Genomic DNA, 17,060 nt, shown 5'->3' on the forward strand with positions numbered 1-17,060 from the left:
ATTGGGTCTGTAGCTCAGTTGGTTAGAGCGCACCCCTGATAAGGGTGAGGTCGGCAGTTCGAATCTGCCCAGACCCACCAATTTTGTGTGGGAAACGCCTGTAGAAATACGGGGCCATAGCTCAGCTGGGAGAGCGCCTGCCTTGCACGCAGGAGGTCAACGGTTCGATCCCGTTTGGCTCCACCACTACTGCTTCTGTCATGTAAAGCTTAGAAATGAGCATTCCATCGTTGTGATGGTGAATGTTGATTTCTAGTCTTTGATTAGATCGTTCTTTAAAAATTTGGGTATGTGATAGAAAGATAGACTGAACGTTACTTTCACTGGTAACGGATCAGGCTAAGGTAAAATTTGTGAGTTGCTCTTAATTGAGTATTATCGAATTTTCGGCGAATGTCGTCTTCACAGTATAACCAGATTGCTTGGGGTTATATGGTCAAGTGAAGAAGCGCATACGGTGGATGCCTTGGCAGTCAGAGGCGATGAAAGACGTGGTAGCCTGCGAAAAGCTTCGGGGAGTCGGCAAACAGACTTTGATCCGGAGATGTCTGAATGGGGGAACCCAGCCATCATAAGATGGTTACCTTACACTGAATACATAGGTGTATGGAGCGAACCAGGGGAACTGAAACATCTAAGTACCCTGAGGAAAAGAAATCAACCGAGATTCCCTTAGTAGTGGCGAGCGAACGGGGACTAGCCCTTAAGTGGCTTTGAGATTAGCGGAACGCTCTGGAAAGTGCGGCCATAGTGGGTGATAGCCCTGTACGCGAAAATCTCTTAGTCATGAAATCGAGTAGGACGGAGCACGAGAAACTTTGTCTGAATATGGGGGGACCATCCTCCAAGGCTAAATACTACTGACTGACCGATAGTGAACTAGTACCGTGAGGGAAAGGCGAAAAGAACCCCGGAGAGGGGAGTGAAATAGATCCTGAAACCGTATGCGTACAAGCAGTGGGAGCCCACTTTGTTGGGTGACTGCGTACCTTTTGTATAATGGGTCAGCGACTTATTTTCAGTGGCGAGCTTAACCGAATAGGGGAGGCGTAGCGAAAGCGAGTCTTAATAGGGCGTCTAGTCGCTGGGAATAGACCCGAAACCGGGCGATCTATCCATGGGCAGGTTGAAGGTTGGGTAACACTAACTGGAGGACCGAACCGACTACCGTTGAAAAGTTAGCGGATGACCTGTGGATCGGAGTGAAAGGCTAATCAAGCTCGGAGATAGCTGGTTCTCCTCGAAAGCTATTTAGGTAGCGCCTCATGTATCACTGTAGGGGGTAGAGCACTGTTTCGGCTAGGGGGTCATCCCGACTTACCAAACCGATGCAAACTCCGAATACCTACAAGTGCCGAGCATGGGAGACACACGGCGGGTGCTAACGTCCGTCGTGAAAAGGGAAACAACCCAGACCGTCAGCTAAGGTCCCAAAGTTATGGTTAAGTGGGAAACGATGTGGGAAGGCTTAGACAGCTAGGAGGTTGGCTTAGAAGCAGCCACCCTTTAAAGAAAGCGTAATAGCTCACTAGTCGAGTCGGCCTGCGCGGAAGATGTAACGGGGCTCAAACCATACACCGAAGCTACGGGTATCACCTTCGGGTGATGCGGTAGAGGAGCGTTCTGTAAGCCTGTGAAGGTGAGTTGAGAAGCTTGCTGGAGGTATCAGAAGTGCGAATGCTGACATGAGTAACGATAATGGGTGTGAAAAACACCCACGCCGAAAGACCAAGGTTTCCTGCGCAACGTTAATCGACGCAGGGTTAGTCGGTCCCTAAGGCGAGGCTGAAAAGCGTAGTCGATGGAAAACAGGTTAATATTCCTGTACTTCTGGTTATTGCGATGGAGGGACGGAGAAGGCTAGGCCAGCTTGGCGTTGGTTGTCCAAGTTTAAGGTGGTAGGCTGGAATCTTAGGTAAATCCGGGATTCTAAGGCCGAGAGCTGATGACGAGTGTTCTTTTAGAACACGAAGTGGTTGATGCCATGCTTCCAAGAAAAGCTTCTAAGCTTCAGGTAACCAGGAACCGTACCCCAAACCGACACAGGTGGTTGGGTAGAGAATACCAAGGCGCTTGAGAGAACTCGGGTGAAGGAACTAGGCAAAATGGCACCGTAACTTCGGGAGAAGGTGCGCCGGTGAGGGTGAAGGACTTGCTCCGTAAGCTCATGCCGGTCGAAGATACCAGGCCGCTGCGACTGTTTATTAAAAACACAGCACTCTGCAAACACGAAAGTGGACGTATAGGGTGTGACGCCTGCCCGGTGCCGGAAGGTTAATTGATGGGGTTAGCTAACGCGAAGCTCTTGATCGAAGCCCCGGTAAACGGCGGCCGTAACTATAACGGTCCTAAGGTAGCGAAATTCCTTGTCGGGTAAGTTCCGACCTGCACGAATGGCGTAACGATGGCGGCGCTGTCTCCACCCGAGACTCAGTGAAATTGAAATCGCTGTGAAGATGCAGTGTATCCGCGGCTAGACGGAAAGACCCCGTGAACCTTTACTATAGCTTTGCACTGGACTTTGAATTTGCTTGTGTAGGATAGGTGGGAGGCTTTGAAGCGTGGACGCCAGTTCGCGTGGAGCCAACCTTGAAATACCACCCTGGCAACTTTGAGGTTCTAACTCAGGTCCGTTATCCGGATCGAGGACAGTGTATGGTGGGTAGTTTGACTGGGGCGGTCTCCTCCTAAAGAGTAACGGAGGAGTACGAAGGTGCGCTCAGACCGGTCGGAAATCGGTCGTAGAGTATAAAGGCAAAAGCGCGCTTGACTGCGAGACAGACACGTCGAGCAGGTACGAAAGTAGGTCTTAGTGATCCGGTGGTTCTGTATGGAAGGGCCATCGCTCAACGGATAAAAGGTACTCCGGGGATAACAGGCTGATACCGCCCAAGAGTTCATATCGACGGCGGTGTTTGGCACCTCGATGTCGGCTCATCACATCCTGGGGCTGAAGCCGGTCCCAAGGGTATGGCTGTTCGCCATTTAAAGTGGTACGCGAGCTGGGTTTAGAACGTCGTGAGACAGTTCGGTCCCTATCTGCCGTGGACGTTTGAGATTTGAGAGGGGCTGCTCCTAGTACGAGAGGACCGGAGTGGACGAACCTCTGGTGTTCCGGTTGTCACGCCAGTGGCATTGCCGGGTAGCTATGTTCGGAATAGATAACCGCTGAAAGCATCTAAGCGGGAAACTAGCCTCAAGATGAGATCTCACTGGAACCTTGAGTTCCCTGAAGGGCCGTCGAAGACTACGACGTTGATAGGTTGGGTGTGTAAGCGCTGTGAGGCGTTGAGCTAACCAATACTAATTGCCCGTGAGGCTTGACCATATAACACCCAAGCAATTTGACTACTCCTGACTTGGAAACAAGTAGAAGCATCAGATTGCGGTGTGTGAAGACGAAACGAACCGAAAGTTCGAGATACTCACAAAACACCGAAAGCTATCACATACCCAATTTGCTGAAGCGAGACCAATTGGTCACGACTCAGTACCCGAATTTCTTGACGACCATAGAGCATTGGAACCACCTGATCCCATCCCGAACTCAGCAGTGAAACGATGCATCGCCGATGGTAGTGTGGGGTTTCCCCATGTGAGAGTAGGTCATCGTCAAGATTAAATTCCGAAACCCCTGATTGCTAACGCAATCAGGGGTTTTGTTTTGGGCGGTCGGAAAGATTACCGACATGCTCGATATACAGCGGTACCCCGACAAATTTGCACAGTTATTTCTGAACCAGAACACTAGAATAGGCACCTAACCTTTTTTAGAGTCCGAGCCCTATATGCCCGACCCGGTTGATGCCCTCGAGGTGTCAGACTTACCGCTGGACGAACTCGTGGCATGCCATGAGTGCGACTTGTTGATGCGCAAGCCGGAGCTTGCCCGCGGTGAAAAGGCCCAATGCCCACGCTGCGGCTACGAGCTGTACGCTCACCGCCACAACGTCGTTGAACGAAGCCTGGCCTTAGTGATTGCCGCGCTGCTGTTGTACGTCCCCGCGAACTTTTTACCCATCATGCAGCTCAATCTACTCGGGCAGTCCTCGCAGGACACCGTATGGACCGGCGTGGTTGGTCTGTTCGACACCGGTATGCAAGGCGTCGCTGTGGTGGTGTTCCTCTGCAGCATGGGCATTCCATTGCTCAAGCTCCTGTGCCAACTGGCGGTATTGCTGAGCATCCGCTGGAACATCGGCCGCAGCTACGGCCTGCTGTTTTATCGCATCTACCACCATCTGAAAGACTGGGGGATGCTCGAGGTCTACCTGATGGGCGTGCTGGTGGCGATCGTAAAACTGGCCGACATGGCCACCATCACCGTTGGGCTGGGCCTGGCCTGCTTCGTAAGTCTGTTAATGGTCCAGATACTGCTGGAGGTGGTCATGTCACCTCACCAGATCTGGGAAGCGCTGTCAGGAGAGGATGCTCATGCGGGCGATTGATGCGGGCATTCTGATCTGTACCGAATGCCATGAACTAAACAAACAAGACCCCGACACCGACGAGCAAACCTGCACCCGTTGCGGTGCGCTGGTCCACGCCCGTCGTCCGAACAGCCTGACGCGCACCTGGGCGCTGCTGATCACGGCAGCCATCTTGTACATCCCGGCCAACCTGCTGCCGATCATGACCGTCAACTCCCTGGGCCAAGGCGATCCGAGCACCATCATGTCCGGCGTGATCCAGCTGATGCAGCACGGCATGTTCCCGATCGCCGCTGTAGTGTTTATCGCCAGCATCCTGGTGCCCACCTTCAAGCTGGTGGGCATCGGCTTGTTACTGTTCTCGGTGCAACGTCACCAACCACTTTCCGCGCAACAACGCATTATCATGTACCGCTTTATCGAGTTCATTGGCCGCTGGTCCATGCTGGATATCTTCGTGATTGCCATCCTTGTGGCGGTCGTAAACTTTGGGCGACTTGCCAGTGTCGAGGCCAATCTCGGTGCCGTGGCGTTCGCCAGTGTGGTGATCTTGACGATGCTTGCCGCAGTAACTTTCGATCCCCGACTGATTTGGGATAACACGGAGTCGGACGACGACCATGAGTGATTTGCCTAAGGCTAAAACCCGCCCAGCTTCCAACTGGTCGGCCATTTGGGTGCTGCCCCTGATTGCCCTGATTATCGGCGGCTGGCTGGGATGGCGTGCCTATAACCAACAAGGGATCGAGATTCAGGTTCGCTTTGAAAGCGGCGAAGGCATTCAGGCCAACAAGACCGAAGTGGTCTACAAAGGCATGTCCGTGGGTAAGGTGAAAACCCTGGCCCTGGATGACGAAGGTAACAATCGCGGGGTGATTGCCACCATCGAGATGAACAAGGATGTGGAGCAATACCTCAAGACCAACACCCGCTTCTGGCTGGTAAAGCCGAGCGTCAGCCTGGCCGGGATCACCGGCCTGGAAACCCTGGTCTCGGGTAACTACATCGCCGCCAGCCCGGGCGATGGTGAGCCGACACGCAAGTTCAAGGCCCTGTCCGAAGAACCCCCGTTATCCGACGCCAAGCCCGGCCTGCACCTGACGATCAAAGCCGATCGCCTCGGCTCGCTGAACCGTGGCAGCCCGGTGTTCTACAAGCAGATCCAGGTTGGCCAGGTCAAAAGCTACCTGCTCTCCGAAGACCAGACCACCGTTGAAATCAAGGTCTACATCGAACCGACCTACGCCAGCCTGGTGCGCAAACACACGCGTTTCTGGAACGCCAGCGGCATCAGCATCGACGCCAACCTCTCCGGCGTAAAAGTGCGCAGTGAATCCCTGGCCAGCATCGTTGCCGGCGGTATCGCCTTCGCCACGCCAGAGAACCGCAAGGACAGCCCACCGACGGATCCAAGCCTGCCGTTTCGCCTGTACGAAGATTTCGACGCCGCCGCGGCGGGCATCAAGGTCAAGATTAAACTCACCGACTTCGAAGGCCTCCAGGCGGGTCGTACACCCGTGATGTACAAAGGCATCCAGGTCGGTAGCCTGAAAACCCTGAAGATCGACCCGGACCTCTCCAGCGCCAATGCCGAGTTGACCCTCGATCCACTGGCTGAAGACTACCTCGTCCAGGACACCCAATTCTGGGTGGTCAAACCCTCCATCTCCCTGGCGGGCATCACCGGCCTGGAAGCGTTGGTCAAAGGTAACTACATCGCCATTCGTCCTGGCGACAAGGGCAGCGCGCCACAACGGGAGTACGTCGCCCGGGCCAAGGCACCGCCACTGGACCTGCGTTCCCCCGGCCTGCATATGGTGCTGTTCACCGACAACCTCGGTTCCCTGGACGTCGGCAGCCCGATCCTCTACAAGCAGGTCAAGGTCGGTTCCGTACAGAGCTACCAGTTCTCCCGCAAGAACAAGCAACTGGTGATCGGCGTCCACATCGACAAAGAATATGAAGGCCTGGTCAACGGCTCTACCCGATTCTGGAATGCCAGCGGTGTGACCCTGACCGGCGGACTCACCGGCGGCATCCAGGTGAAGAGTGAATCCCTGGCCAGCCTGATGGCGGGCGGTATCGCCTTCGAAACCCCGGAGCCGAATGTACCGCTGAAAAAGCGCATCCCGCGTTTCCGTCTGTTCCCGGACCGCGAAGCCGCCAACCAGCACGGTACGCTGGTGACCATCAAGGTCGACCGCGCCGACGGCCTGCGCCCCGGTACGCCGGTACGCTTCAAAGGCCTGGACGTAGGTAAGATCGAAAGCGTCGACTTGAGTGCCGACATGCAATCGGTACTGCTCAGCGCGCGTATCACCCAAGTGGCTGATCGAATCGCCCGGGCTGGCAGTCAGTTCTGGGTGGTCAAGCCTGAGCTCGGGCTGATGAAAACGTCGAACCTGGAAACCCTGGTCACCGGGCAATACATCGAAGTGCAGCCAGCGGTGAAAAACGCCGGCCCGCAAAAAAGCTTCGTTGCCCTCGAACAACCGCCTGAGGCCGTTCATCAGGAAGCGGGCTTGAGCCTGGTGCTCAGCGCTGCGCGTCGTGGTTCGCTGAAGGAAGGTGTGCCGGTTACCTATCGAGAAGTCACGGTAGGCAAGGTCACAGGCTACGAGTTGGGCCAGACCGCCGACCGCGTGCTGGTCCACATCCTGATCGAGCCCAAGTACGCGCCGCTGGTGCGCAGTGGCAGCCGGTTCTGGAACACCAGTGGCTTTGGTCTCGACTTCGGCCTGTTCAAGGGCGCGACGGTACGCACCGAATCCCTGGAGACCCTGGTCGCCGGCGGAATCGCCTTTGCCACGCCAGACGGCGAACGCATGGGTAATGCTGCTCGGCCCCAGCAAACTTTCCCGCTGTTCGACAAGTTCGAAGACGAGTGGCTGACTTGGGCTCCTAAAATTTCGCTAGGTAAATAGACCGAGTCGCGGCCATCGCGGGCAAGCCCGGCTCCCACATTAGAGATGCATTGTCAGGAAGAGTGCATTCCAAGTGTGGGAGCCGGGCTTGCCCGCGATGAGGCCCTCAGCAGCACCACAAAATCCAAGCCACAAAAAAGGCCGCGATCCAAAAGATCGCGGCCTTTTTGCATTTCAGCGCAGTTGATTAAACCTCATCCAACTCCGGTTCATCCGCCTGCACATTCACCGTCGCCTTCACCACATCGTGACGACGAATGTATTTCCAGTCCGCCTCATCAATGTAGATCCCGTTCGGCCCGCTGCCGCCTTCCAGATCAATCGCCACCTGGGCGGAAACCTGTGGCTTCACACTGGCCAGAATCGGCACGAAGCCCAACTGCAAGCTGGTTTCCAGCAACGCCGCCTGGTTCTTCTCATCGATATCCGCCGCCTCGTCGAGGTAGTAAGGCAAGCGCACGCGCCCGGCCTGGTCGCGGTCCATCAAGTGCAGCAACAAGTACATGTTGGTCAGCGCCTTGATGGTCATGGTGGTGCCGTTGGAGGCGGCGCCATCAATGTCGGTGTGAATGATCGGCTGGCCGTTGACCTTGGTGATCTCGAACGCCAATTCGAACAAGTCCTTGAGGCCCAACTGGTTATGGTTGGCCGCCACCAGGCGCGCCAGGTATTCCTTGGCTTCCTCGTTCTTGTTGTCCTGCTCGGCGCTCTGGCTCAGGTCGAATACCGACAGGGTTTCGCCTTCTTCATACTGACCGGCACTGTGGATGATCTGGTCGATATGCTTGAGGGCTTCCTTGTTCGGCGCGAGCACGATGCGGAAGCTCTGCAGGTTGGACACCTGGCGCTTGTTGATCTCGCGGTTGAACAACGCCAACTGGTGCTCAAGGCTGTCGTAGTCGCTGCGGATATTGCGCAAGGTCCGCGCGATATCGGTGACCGCCGCACGCCGTGCCTTGCCCAACGTCAGGGCTTCATCGGTACGGTGCGCGTAAGCGTTGATCAGCAGGTGCAGGCGGCGCTCCATATCGTCTTCACTGTCGAACTTGGCCACGCCCTTGAGGCGCACCTGTGCATACAGCGCGTCGATCTGGCCGTCAGCCCGCAGCAAACCCTGCCAACTGTCCTGATAGTCATTAAGCAGTGGCAGCAGGTTTTCCATGGAGTCGTCGACCGGGTCCATGAACGGCGTACCAAACGGCAAGTCCGCCGGCAGCAGCTGGCGACGACGCAACGCGTCATCCAGCGTGCGCTGCTTGGCTTCCATATCACCAATCTGGCGGCCTACCAGTTGCAGCTTGGCCGACAGTTGCTGGACGCGCTCGGTAAACGCATCGCTGGAACGCTTCAACTCGTCCTGGGCCGCTTCCATCTGCGCCAGGCTTTCCAGCTTCTCGCCTTCTTCGGCACTCAGGGTTTGCGAGCGGCGGAAATCTTCCAGCGCCTTCTGCGCGTCCAATACCTGTTGGTACAGCGCTTCAGTCTGGGTCTTGCTCGCCGCGCGGTCAGACGCCACGGCTTGCTGGGTTTTCAGTTGCTTGAGTTCTTTTTCCAGACGCTCTTTCTGGTCACGCAACGCGGCGCGGTCAGCCAAGGCCTGCAATGCCGGCGGCTCGATATGCGAGATATCGATGGCCAACCCCGGCACTTCAAAACGCTCGCCCTTGAAGCCGTCGAGGATCTGCTCCAGGGATTTCACCCACAGGCCGTCTTCATCCAGGGTGATGCCATGCTCACCCAGCGGCAAGCTGAACAGCGAACTGTTGAACAAGCGCATCAGACGCTCGACATCCTGCTGCGAGAATTCTTCCCGCAGCTTGGCGTAGCTGTTGTTGTCGGCGTGATCGAGTTGTTGCTTCACCGACTTCAGGCGTTTTTCCAGGTCCCGCAGACGCTCGTCCAGATCCTCGGCACTGAACTGACGCGACTGCGCCAAGGCACCGGCCAATTCATCGTGAGCATCCTTGGCGGCCAGCAGTTGCTGCTCCAGCACCTTGACGTCATCCACCAGGGCGAAGCGATGCTTGAGCACCGACAGTTCACCGAGCCAGCGCTGAATGCCGCTGATTTCCCGCTCCAGGCGCATCAGTTCCTGAGTGCCGCCGCGCTGGTCGTTCTGCAGTGCGTCTTGCTCGTTGCGGTAATGCTCGGCCTGGATCGTCAGCTCTTCCTTGCGCGCACTGGCGTAGTCCGACCAAGTGCCCAACAACGAATCCAGCAGCGGCGACAGGCGATGCAGTTTGCCCCGCAGGATTTCCCGCTGTTTCACGCCATTGGACAGCGCTTCCACCAGCGGCCCGGCGGCTACCAATGAGTTGTAGTCCTGCTCCATGCGTCGTACATCACGGAAGGCTTCTTCACACGCTGCGATGTAATCCACGCTGCCGGAACGCAGGCTGTGTTCGAAGGCATCCAGGAACAGCTGCTTCAACTTGGCCGCGGTAATTTCCCGCATGTGCAGCAAGTTGATAAACAGCGCACGGAAGGTCTTCAGGCTCTGCTCGCTGGTGGAGCGCAGCGGAATCAGAGTCAGGTCCAGCGGGATCGACGTGTGGCCGCCCACCAGCAAACGCCGCAGTTCATCCGGCTTCAGCTCGTAGGCCTTCAGGCCTTCACGCTCAAGGTTGGTGAACAGCTCTTTCTGGCGCAGGCAGGTGTCGTTCTTCTGGTAGTGAGCCAGGTCCAGCTTGCCCGCGTAGGCAAAGAACTGGTGACCGAAACCGCCGCCCGGGCCGCGACCGACCACGCCGATCACGTGTGGACCATGGGGCAGGGCCACTTCCACCAGGATGTAGCTGGTGTCGGTAGCAAAGTAGAAACGCCGGGATTGCTCCAGGGTGTACTTGCCGAAACTCATGTCCGACATGCGCGCCAGAATCGGGAACTGCAAGGCGTTGATCGACGCTGATTTACCGAGGTTGTTCGCGCCGTACACCGACAACGGCTCTTCCAGCGGGAACAAACCCAGGCTGTAACCGGCGGTGTTCAAAAGGGCGAAGCGGCGAATGCCGTAGCGTTCCTTGCTCATGCATCGGTCTCCTGTTCTTCGGCAATGGCACGGGCCATGGCGTCTTCTTCGCTTTCTTCTGCGAAGTCACTCAAGTCCAGCGGGTCATCGGTCTTCAGCAGCTTTTCATCGCTGTCTTCGTCGATGATTACCGGGGCCGGCAACGGCAACACGCTGTGGATACTCGCGGCGAGGTCACGGTCTTGCTGCACCGAGAGACACACATCGAGGAAGCGGTGCATCGGCGGCAGGAAGCGGTAGATACCGTTCTCTTCACTGGCAAAACCCAGCTGGGTCATGCGACGCATGATTTTTTCTTCCAGCTCCTCAACGGTCGTCACTTCAGCCTGGATAAACAGGTCGCGGTACTTTTCCAGCAACGACGGCAGCTCATCTCGGCCCAGGCTGCCACCGTCAAGCACAGCGATCGGGTCGCGGCCCTGGTCGGCCAGGTGCTCGACGATGATGAAGGTGAACAACGCCAGGCGCTGGGCGGTCTTGTTGACCTGCGCGGCGGCCACGGCGGAGTCCGGTACGAAGTAGTAGAAACCCCGCGTGTCGCACACCAACTCAAAGCCCAGGGCCTTGAACAGCGTGCGGTACTGGTCCTGGAAGTTCGACAGTTGGGCGTACAGCTCCGGGTCGCGGCGGCTGACGTGGTAACCCTTGAACAGCTCGCGAAAGATCGGCGCCAGCTGGGACAGTTCGGATAGATCAAGTTGCATGCGAAGTCCTTACATAAGCAATGCTCGCAGAATTCTCGGCAGAGTCAGGCGTGGCCGGGAGCAGGGCGAATGAGCGCAGGCTGACCTGGTGCTCGTGAGTGTGGTAATCCCGTCGTTCCAGACGTTCGCGCTTGAAGCGTTTCTCCCGCGAAAGGCGTGAGAACCAGTACAGCAACTCGTCGGTTGCGCCGTCCGGTTCCTGCTCCAGCAGCCAGGTCATCAGGTCGGGCATCGGCAGCGCGTCTTCGCAGCGCTCGAGCATTTCCTTGACCGTGCGCGGTGCGCGAGGGGCTTCGCCCTTGTGGGACTTGTGCGCCTTGGGAAAACGCGCCGGTTTCGGTTCGAAGTTGGCCAGGGCGTACACATAGGCTTCGACTTGGCTCGCACTGCCGAGAAAGGTGCTTTGCGGCCGGGTGAACATCGGCATCGCCGCTTGCGGCACCGCGTCCAGGCCCTTGCGGCGAATCGCCGACAAGGCCAGCGCCGCGCCTCGGGTCACGGCGTTGTGCCGACGCGCTTCTTCACGCAGCGGCAGCAGCAGTTCCCGGGCGTGACGCAAGGTCAACTGGGCGCTGGTCTGCATTTCGAGGATGCGCGCGTGGGTGCGCAGCAGCATGTCGTCGTCCACCAGGTGGCCGAGGCGCTGCTGTTCGGTAAGCATGCGCAACAGCACGTTCTCGACCTTGCGCACGCCTTGTTCGAAGGCGCCGTCGGCGTTTACCAACTGAATCATCGGTTCGACGTATTCGTCCCAGGTCGCCAGTACTTCGGCGTAGCGCTGGCGCAACGGGATCTGCCGGTCGCTGGTCTTGGCGCGGTCGGCCACGGCGGCGAGGGCTTGTTCGTCGTTGGCGAGTTTTTTCAGCACATCGCGCACGCGCATGTCCAGCAGGCGCAATTGGCGCGCCAGGTCATGGCCATCACGGATGTCGAAGGCGTCCTGGATATAACCTGCCAGGCGCTCAAGGTGGCGCAGGTAGGCTTCGATTTCCAGGCACAGGCCTAGCCGGTGCTCCTTGCGAAGATAAGCCAGGAAGTCGTGGATCTGCGCGTTGAGCTCGAAACGGTTCGGGCTCTTGGCGACAGGCACCAGGATATCCAGGCGAATCCACACGTCCAGCAGGCTGGTGATGTCCTGTGGCGTGCTGTCCAGTTGTTGGGCAGCCAGTTGGGCGCGCAGTTCGCTGAGGCTCAGGGTGCCTTGGTCGAAGTGTTCGCACAGTGGCTCAAGCAGGGCCCAGTGTTCGGCGAGGGCGCGCAAGACGCGCTTGGGTTCGATCATCGGAATGGCCGGCTGGTTAGCGATTAAAAGCAGCGATTGTACTGCATCGGTGGTGGGATTTATCCACAGCCGGTCGTGAGGCACCCACTTGCACGATCAACTGCGGGCGATCTTCGTCGAAGGGCGGTAGAATCCCCGTTCTTTAGTTATCCACAAGTGGCCGACCTTTGCTTATCGAGTCCCGACGTCGCGCTTACTTGACCGCCATGCAGGTGGTCAACTGGCTGCCGCGCACTGAATTGCCCTTCGCCGCACCCTCGCGGCCCGAGCTGCTGGAGGCCCCGGAACCGTTCGAGGCTTTCGAGCCTTCGGGTGAGGAGGCGGCGGCGCCCGTGCCGCTGGTCAAGCCTGTGGCTGAAACCCCGGTGGTTCGGCCAAAGGTCGAAGTCCCACGGCCGTCGCCGGTTGCCAAGCCGGTCGTCGCCGAGGAAGCGCCTGCCGTGGCCAAGGCCCCGGTCGTGCCGCCGCCGCGCTTTGCCCTGCAACTGCTGCGGGCCGGGCGTTGCCTGTTGCTGGTGGAGTTGCCGACCGGCGAGCGCTTCCAGTCCCGTGACCCGGCCTATCTGCTGCTCAAGGACATGTTGCGCGCCGCCGGCCTGCCCGACAGCCCGCAAATCGTCGGCGAGCCGGTACGCTGGCCACTGCTGGCCCGTGGCACCATGGACCAGGGCCCGGAGGCTGCGCGGGACTTTGTGCAAGGTTTTGTCTCGGCACGGCTGGAAGACGAGCCCTGCGTATGCCTATGGCTGATCGGCCTGCCCGCCGTGCGTTTTGCCGGCGAAGCCGACGCCGAGGCCTGGTACCGCGAACTGCAGGTCGAAGGTCTGGGCTCCGTCTGGGCCTTGCCGGGCCTGGAACTATTAATGGAAGAGCCACAGCGTAAGGCTGATGTCTGGCAAGCCATGCGCCGGCTGATGGCGCGCTGGAAAAGTACCGATGAGTGAAGCTTTATCCTTCCGCCCGATGACCGAGGCGGACCTCGACGCTGTACTGAAGATCGAATACGCAGCGTTCAGCCACCCCTGGACCCGCGGGATTTTTCTCGATGGGCTGGGCAAGTACCAGATCTGGCTGATGTTCGAAGGTGAGCAGCAGGTGGGCCACGGGGTGGTGCAGATCATCCTCGATGAAGCGCATTTGCTGAACATCACGGTCAAGCCGGAAAACCAGGGCCGTGGCCTGGGTTTGAGCCTGTTGGAACACCTGATGTCACGGGCCTACGAGGCCAAGGCGCGGGAATGTTTCCTGGAAGTACGCGACAGCAACACCGGCGCGTTCCGGCTGTATGAGCGTTACGGATTCAACGAAATTGGCCGCCGGCGGGACTATTACCCCGCCGTCGGTGGTCGTGAAGATGCGGTCGTGATGGCCTGCACCCTGGTCGACTAAACACAGGGCCTAATGTGGGAGCGGGCTTGCTCGCGAAGGCGGTGGTTCAGTCGCCCGATGTATTGACTGACACATCGTATTCGCGAGCAACCCCGCACACACATTTAGTTCAGCAGAGTGTCAGCGGTTTCCATCTACTGGATCGATATCGGCCAGCTCGGCCTCATCCAGGCCATTGCCGCCGCCAATCTCGTCTTCATCGACGATGCTCAGGTCCCAATCGGCCTGTCCATCTTCACCTTCTTCCCGCGCGTCCCGCGCACCATCTTCGCGGATCAGCGTTTCCGGGCTCATGTCATCATCGGTTGATTCATGATCAGCAGTGGAAGCCCCGGTCATCCCGGCTTCGCGCACCCGTTCGTCGGGCATCAAATGCTTGCGTTCACCTGGCGGAATTTCTTCGCCGATCTCTGCCGTTGGCTCCTCTTCGTCAAAATCCAGTTCGCGCATCGAACCCATGCGGTCTTCGTTATCATCAATCGGCTCGGGTTGGGTGGCGCCGAAAGGACGTCGTGAATCAGTCATGGCGATTCCTCATACTGTGGGGCTTATAGTGTGTGGACAGGCATGGCTCCCCAAGATTCAAGTAATTGCCAGCCGGCTATCTTTATTCCCGGCGTGACCCGGATGGGCGGTCGTCTGTCAAAGCTGCGCATCATTCCTGAGGCTTTCCCTGATGAACGAACTACAAGACCTGCTTGATAACAACGAACGCTGGGCGGATGCGATCAAACAGGAAGATCCCGAATTCTTCGCCAAGCTCGCCCGCCAGCAAACCCCGGAATACCTGTGGATCGGTTGTTCCGACGCCCGCGTACCGGCCAACGAGATCGTCGGCATGCTGCCAGGCGACCTGTTTGTGCATCGCAACGTGGCTAACGTGGTGCTGCACACCGACCTCAATTGCCTGTCGGTGATCCAGTACGCGGTCGACGTGCTCAAGGTCAAACACATCCTGGTCACTGGCCACTATGGCTGTGGCGGTGTGCGCGCCTCGATGCAGGACAACCAGTTGGGCCTGATTGACGGCTGGCTGCGCACGATCCGTGACCTGTACTACGAAAACCGCGACGTGCTGGCCCAGTTGCCCACGGAAGAGGAACGCGTAGACCGCCTGTGCGAGCTGAACGTGATTCAGCAAGTGGCCAACGTCGGGCACACCAGCATTGTGCAAAACGCCTGGCACCGCGGGCAGAGCCTGTCGGTTCACGGCTGTATCTACGGGATCAAGGACGGTCGCTGGAAAAGCCTGAACACCACCATCAGTGGTTTCGAGCAGTTGCCGCCGCAATACCGCCTGCGCCCGCTGGGTGCGGTCTAAGGGCTTTTGCGTTTGCGCCACTGCTCCATGAACTGTTGACCCTCGGTGTTCAGCGGCTCGTTCATGCCGGTGATCCATCCCCGGCAGTTGAGTTCGCCACATTGGCAGCGAAACTGTCGGAACAACACTTCCTCGGTGTGGGCGTAATCCATGGTCAACAGGGCGCCTGCGGGCACCGGCTGAACGGACCACAGTTCCAGGTACGTCATGTCGAGAAACACGTTCGGGTTGCACGAGTGCGACAGCAGACCGCTGAACCACGGGTCGTACAAGTGGATTCGCGAGGATATCTGCACCGTATGCAGGCGCCGCTCACTCAGGGCATAGCCGGACACCTTGGCGATGCACAGACGGCTATCAAAGGCGACGCGGGTTTTGATGCCATCCCCTGAGCCGTCCCGGGCACGCACCACTTCGTAGTCGCGGGTGCGTGGGTAGGCGTGTTGGGCGAGCACGGACGCAAACGGGTAAAGACAGTCACTCACAACGGTTTTAGCCTGATCCATGGCTTGAGTTTTCATGACTCTCCAAGAGGGGCTGCATCGACCTGCCGAGGGTGTCTGGACTGCCAGTCTTGCAGCGGATGGGCACGGCTCAAGCCTCGCCTAAGCGGGAGCCGATTTCTACTGTCAAATCTGACAGTAGAAATCGGCTATTTTTTCTGTAGGAAAACGCCCCCCTTGCAGCTTGTGTCAAAGCGCCGGCGCATCAACCGACGATGCCGGCACTGCGCCCTTCAATTGCCTTAGCTGAGTTTTGATCGCCGGTTGGGCGCACTTGGCGTTCGCTTGTTCGGGCGTCAGTTCGCGGATCGAGGTGTAGAACAGTTCGCAGGTCTGCTCTTTGCGTGTTACCTGCCAGGTGTTCATGCAGCCCTTGAGCTGCACATTCGGATCGCTGGCGGGTTTCTGGCCCATCGAGGCCTGCCAGCAGGCGGCGCTCAAATCCTGGCCCATCACCTTCAAACCGGCCTCATCGGCCTTTTGCTCGTCGCCGTCATAAGTGTCGGGGTTGGCGGCGTACCAGATGTAGCTCGGGTGATTGGCCCCCAGCACGGCGACCTTGCTGCCATCGACCGGACTGATCTGCGCCAGGCCCAACACACCTACGGTTTGCCCGTATTGCTGCTTGATCCAGCTGCGCACTGGCGCCCCGAAGGCCACCATCGGCAGTGCGCCGCCCGCGTGCAGGCTCAGCTCCTTGACCATGCGCGTCTGGTAGTCGGTGAAGTAACCGTACACGCCTTCCAGGTCCTTGCCCGCGGTGGCGGGGGCGGCGATCGGGGCGATGTCGATGATGGTCTGGTATTCCGGCGTCTGGGTTGCCGGGATGCCATTGGCCGTCAGCAGGGTCGCCCAGCGGTCAGTGGTGGCCGACTCCAGGTAGTCCTGGAAGTGGGTCAATGAATAGTCCGGCGGGAAGTGCAGCAGTTCGATGCTCTTGCGGTTTTCCAGGGCCATGCCCAGCGGCAGGAACAGGTACCAGTTGAACTGCCACTTGCCATCGCCATTGAGTTTGCTGGCGCCCTGGTAAGCCAGGTCGGCGGTGTCGAGCAAGGTGGTCAGCGGCTGGCCATAACCGTCCGGCACGCCGCTGAAGGTGGCAAGCACCTGGTCATGCTCGGTTTTTACGCTGACTTTGCCTCGGCTGTAACCGTCTCGTTGCAGGCTCTGGTTCAGGTAGTGCTCGACGGTCTGCTCCAGCGTCCAGGGACGAAAGCAGATGACGTTGCAATTGTTCGGGTACGCGAACAACTGGGTGACCCGTTGCGGGGTACCCAGCGGTACGGTGACGTCAGCGTGTACGACCGCACTCAAGGTCAGTGCGGCCAGGGTGAAGGACAACCTGGTGAGTTTAAACATGGATGGTTCCCTGTCAGCGAAAGCCCGTCTGCGCGGGGTGAATGCCCACCCTCACACAGTAGCGGTTGACCGGGAAAAGCGCGTAGAAAAACTGCGCGCTTGTCGCTTTTGAGCAAGAGC

12 protein-coding genes, 2 tRNA genes and 2 rRNA genes are annotated in these 17,060 nt (G+C 58.3%); 10 read left to right on the forward strand and 6 right to left on the reverse strand.

What is annotated here, in order from left to right; all coding sequences use genetic code 11:
* Window positions 1–3 precede the first annotated feature (3 nt).
* From ACA046_RS04200 to ACA046_RS04230, 7 genes are all read left to right on the forward strand, one after another.
* A tRNA-Ile gene (locus ACA046_RS04200) sits at window positions 4–80 on the forward strand.
* A 30-nt stretch (window positions 81–110) separates the two neighbouring features.
* Window positions 111–186, forward strand: a tRNA-Ala gene (locus tag ACA046_RS04205).
* A gap of 248 nt (window positions 187–434) precedes the next feature.
* Window positions 435–3,328 (forward strand): 23S ribosomal RNA (locus ACA046_RS04210).
* A gap of 174 nt (window positions 3,329–3,502) precedes the next feature.
* Window positions 3,503–3,618 (forward strand): 5S ribosomal RNA (rrf, locus tag ACA046_RS04215).
* Window positions 3,619–3,788: 170 nt separating this feature from the next.
* A complete protein-coding gene (locus tag ACA046_RS04220; protein ID WP_063033189.1) occupies window positions 3,789–4,448 on the forward strand; it encodes a paraquat-inducible protein A in 660 nt (219 codons plus the stop codon).
* Window positions 4,435–5,058, forward strand: coding sequence for a paraquat-inducible protein A (locus ACA046_RS04225; RefSeq protein WP_497675958.1), 624 nt, complete (start codon window positions 4,435–4,437; stop codon window positions 5,056–5,058). The genes ACA046_RS04220 and ACA046_RS04225 overlap by 14 nt, the downstream gene beginning before the upstream one ends.
* On the forward strand, window positions 5,051–7,354 hold the full coding sequence (locus ACA046_RS04230; RefSeq protein WP_459026011.1) for a PqiB family protein: 2,304 nt from the start codon (window positions 5,051–5,053) through the stop codon (window positions 7,352–7,354). Before ACA046_RS04225 ends, ACA046_RS04230 begins: the two co-directional genes overlap by 8 nt.
* A 187-nt stretch (window positions 7,355–7,541) precedes the next feature.
* On the opposite strand, the gene mksF is transcribed toward ACA046_RS04230, so the two are convergent.
* From mksF to mksB, 3 genes are read right to left on the reverse strand one after another with little or no spacing between them, the layout of a single operon-like run.
* On the reverse strand, window positions 7,542–10,382 hold the full coding sequence (mksF, locus tag ACA046_RS04235) for an Mks condensin complex protein MksF (RefSeq protein ID WP_258343647.1): 2,841 nt from the start codon (window positions 10,380–10,382) through the stop codon (window positions 7,542–7,544).
* On the reverse strand, window positions 10,379–11,086 hold the full coding sequence (gene mksE / locus ACA046_RS04240) for an Mks condensin complex protein MksE (RefSeq protein ID WP_076014910.1): 708 nt from the start codon (window positions 11,084–11,086) through the stop codon (window positions 10,379–10,381). The genes mksF and mksE overlap by 4 nt, the downstream gene beginning before the upstream one ends.
* Complete coding sequence (gene mksB / locus ACA046_RS04245; protein WP_063033185.1) at window positions 11,076–12,368, reverse strand: Mks condensin complex protein MksB; 1,293 nt, start codon at window positions 12,366–12,368, stop codon at window positions 11,076–11,078. The genes mksE and mksB overlap by 11 nt, the downstream gene beginning before the upstream one ends.
* A 206-nt stretch (window positions 12,369–12,574) precedes the next feature.
* Between mksB and ACA046_RS04250 the strand changes: the two genes are divergently transcribed.
* Together ACA046_RS04250 and rimI are read left to right on the forward strand one after the other, a co-directional pair.
* On the forward strand, window positions 12,575–13,312 hold the full coding sequence (locus ACA046_RS04250) for an energy transducer TonB (protein WP_459029189.1): 738 nt from the start codon (window positions 12,575–12,577) through the stop codon (window positions 13,310–13,312).
* A complete protein-coding gene (gene rimI, locus ACA046_RS04255; protein ID WP_003214382.1) occupies window positions 13,305–13,757 on the forward strand; it encodes a ribosomal protein S18-alanine N-acetyltransferase in 453 nt (150 codons plus the stop codon). Before ACA046_RS04250 ends, rimI begins: the two co-directional genes overlap by 8 nt.
* A gap of 120 nt (window positions 13,758–13,877) precedes the next feature.
* On the opposite strand, the gene ACA046_RS04260 is transcribed toward rimI, so the two are convergent.
* A complete protein-coding gene (locus ACA046_RS04260) occupies window positions 13,878–14,282 on the reverse strand; it encodes a serine kinase/phosphatase (protein WP_459026015.1) in 405 nt (134 codons plus the stop codon).
* 151 nt (window positions 14,283–14,433) lie between these two features.
* Here ACA046_RS04260 and can point away from each other — a divergent pair, with 151 nt between their 5' ends.
* The gene (can, locus tag ACA046_RS04265; RefSeq protein WP_003214385.1) at window positions 14,434–15,078 is read left to right on the forward strand and encodes a carbonate dehydratase; all 645 of its coding nucleotides are present in this window, start codon (window positions 14,434–14,436) and stop codon (window positions 15,076–15,078) included.
* Here can and ACA046_RS04270 read toward each other — a convergent pair.
* Together ACA046_RS04270 and ACA046_RS04275 are read right to left on the reverse strand one after the other, a co-directional pair.
* A complete protein-coding gene (locus ACA046_RS04270) occupies window positions 15,075–15,599 on the reverse strand; it encodes an SET domain-containing protein (RefSeq protein WP_459026018.1) in 525 nt (174 codons plus the stop codon). The genes can and ACA046_RS04270 overlap by 4 nt on opposite strands.
* A 171-nt stretch (window positions 15,600–15,770) precedes the next feature.
* Window positions 15,771–16,940 (reverse strand): hypothetical protein, encoded by a 1,170-nt coding sequence (locus ACA046_RS04275; protein WP_459026020.1) that lies wholly within the window; start codon window positions 16,938–16,940, stop codon window positions 15,771–15,773.
* Window positions 16,941–17,060: the final 120 nt, after the last annotated feature.

It is taken from the genome of Pseudomonas sp. LBUM1641, assembly GCF_059716235.1.

What these genes read in the sequence shown, in the direction of transcription:
- ACA046_RS04220 (WP_063033189.1), top strand. Translation starts at nt 3,789, where the DNA reads ATGCCCGACCCGGTTGATGCCCTCGAGGTGTCAGACTTACCGCTGGAC.
- ACA046_RS04225 (WP_497675958.1), top strand. Translation starts at nt 4,435, where the DNA reads ATGCGGGCGATTGATGCGGGCATTCTGATCTGTACCGAATGCCATGAA.
- ACA046_RS04230 (WP_459026011.1), top strand. Translation starts at nt 5,051, where the DNA reads ATGAGTGATTTGCCTAAGGCTAAAACCCGCCCAGCTTCCAACTGGTCG.
- mksF (WP_258343647.1), bottom strand. Translation starts at nt 10,382, where the DNA reads ATGAGCAAGGAACGCTACGGCATTCGCCGCTTCGCCCTTTTGAACACC.
- mksE (WP_076014910.1), bottom strand. Translation starts at nt 11,086, where the DNA reads ATGCAACTTGATCTATCCGAACTGTCCCAGCTGGCGCCGATCTTTCGC.
- mksB (WP_063033185.1), bottom strand. Translation starts at nt 12,368, where the DNA reads ATGATCGAACCCAAGCGCGTCTTGCGCGCCCTCGCCGAACACTGGGCC.
- ACA046_RS04250 (WP_459029189.1), top strand. Translation starts at nt 12,575, where the DNA reads ATGCAGGTGGTCAACTGGCTGCCGCGCACTGAATTGCCCTTCGCCGCA.
- rimI (WP_003214382.1), top strand. Translation starts at nt 13,305, where the DNA reads ATGAGTGAAGCTTTATCCTTCCGCCCGATGACCGAGGCGGACCTCGAC.
- ACA046_RS04260 (WP_459026015.1), bottom strand. Translation starts at nt 14,282, where the DNA reads ATGACTGATTCACGACGTCCTTTCGGCGCCACCCAACCCGAGCCGATT.
- can (WP_003214385.1), top strand. Translation starts at nt 14,434, where the DNA reads ATGAACGAACTACAAGACCTGCTTGATAACAACGAACGCTGGGCGGAT.
- ACA046_RS04270 (WP_459026018.1), bottom strand. Translation starts at nt 15,599, where the DNA reads ATGAAAACTCAAGCCATGGATCAGGCTAAAACCGTTGTGAGTGACTGT.
- ACA046_RS04275 (WP_459026020.1), bottom strand. Translation starts at nt 16,940, where the DNA reads ATGTTTAAACTCACCAGGTTGTCCTTCACCCTGGCCGCACTGACCTTG.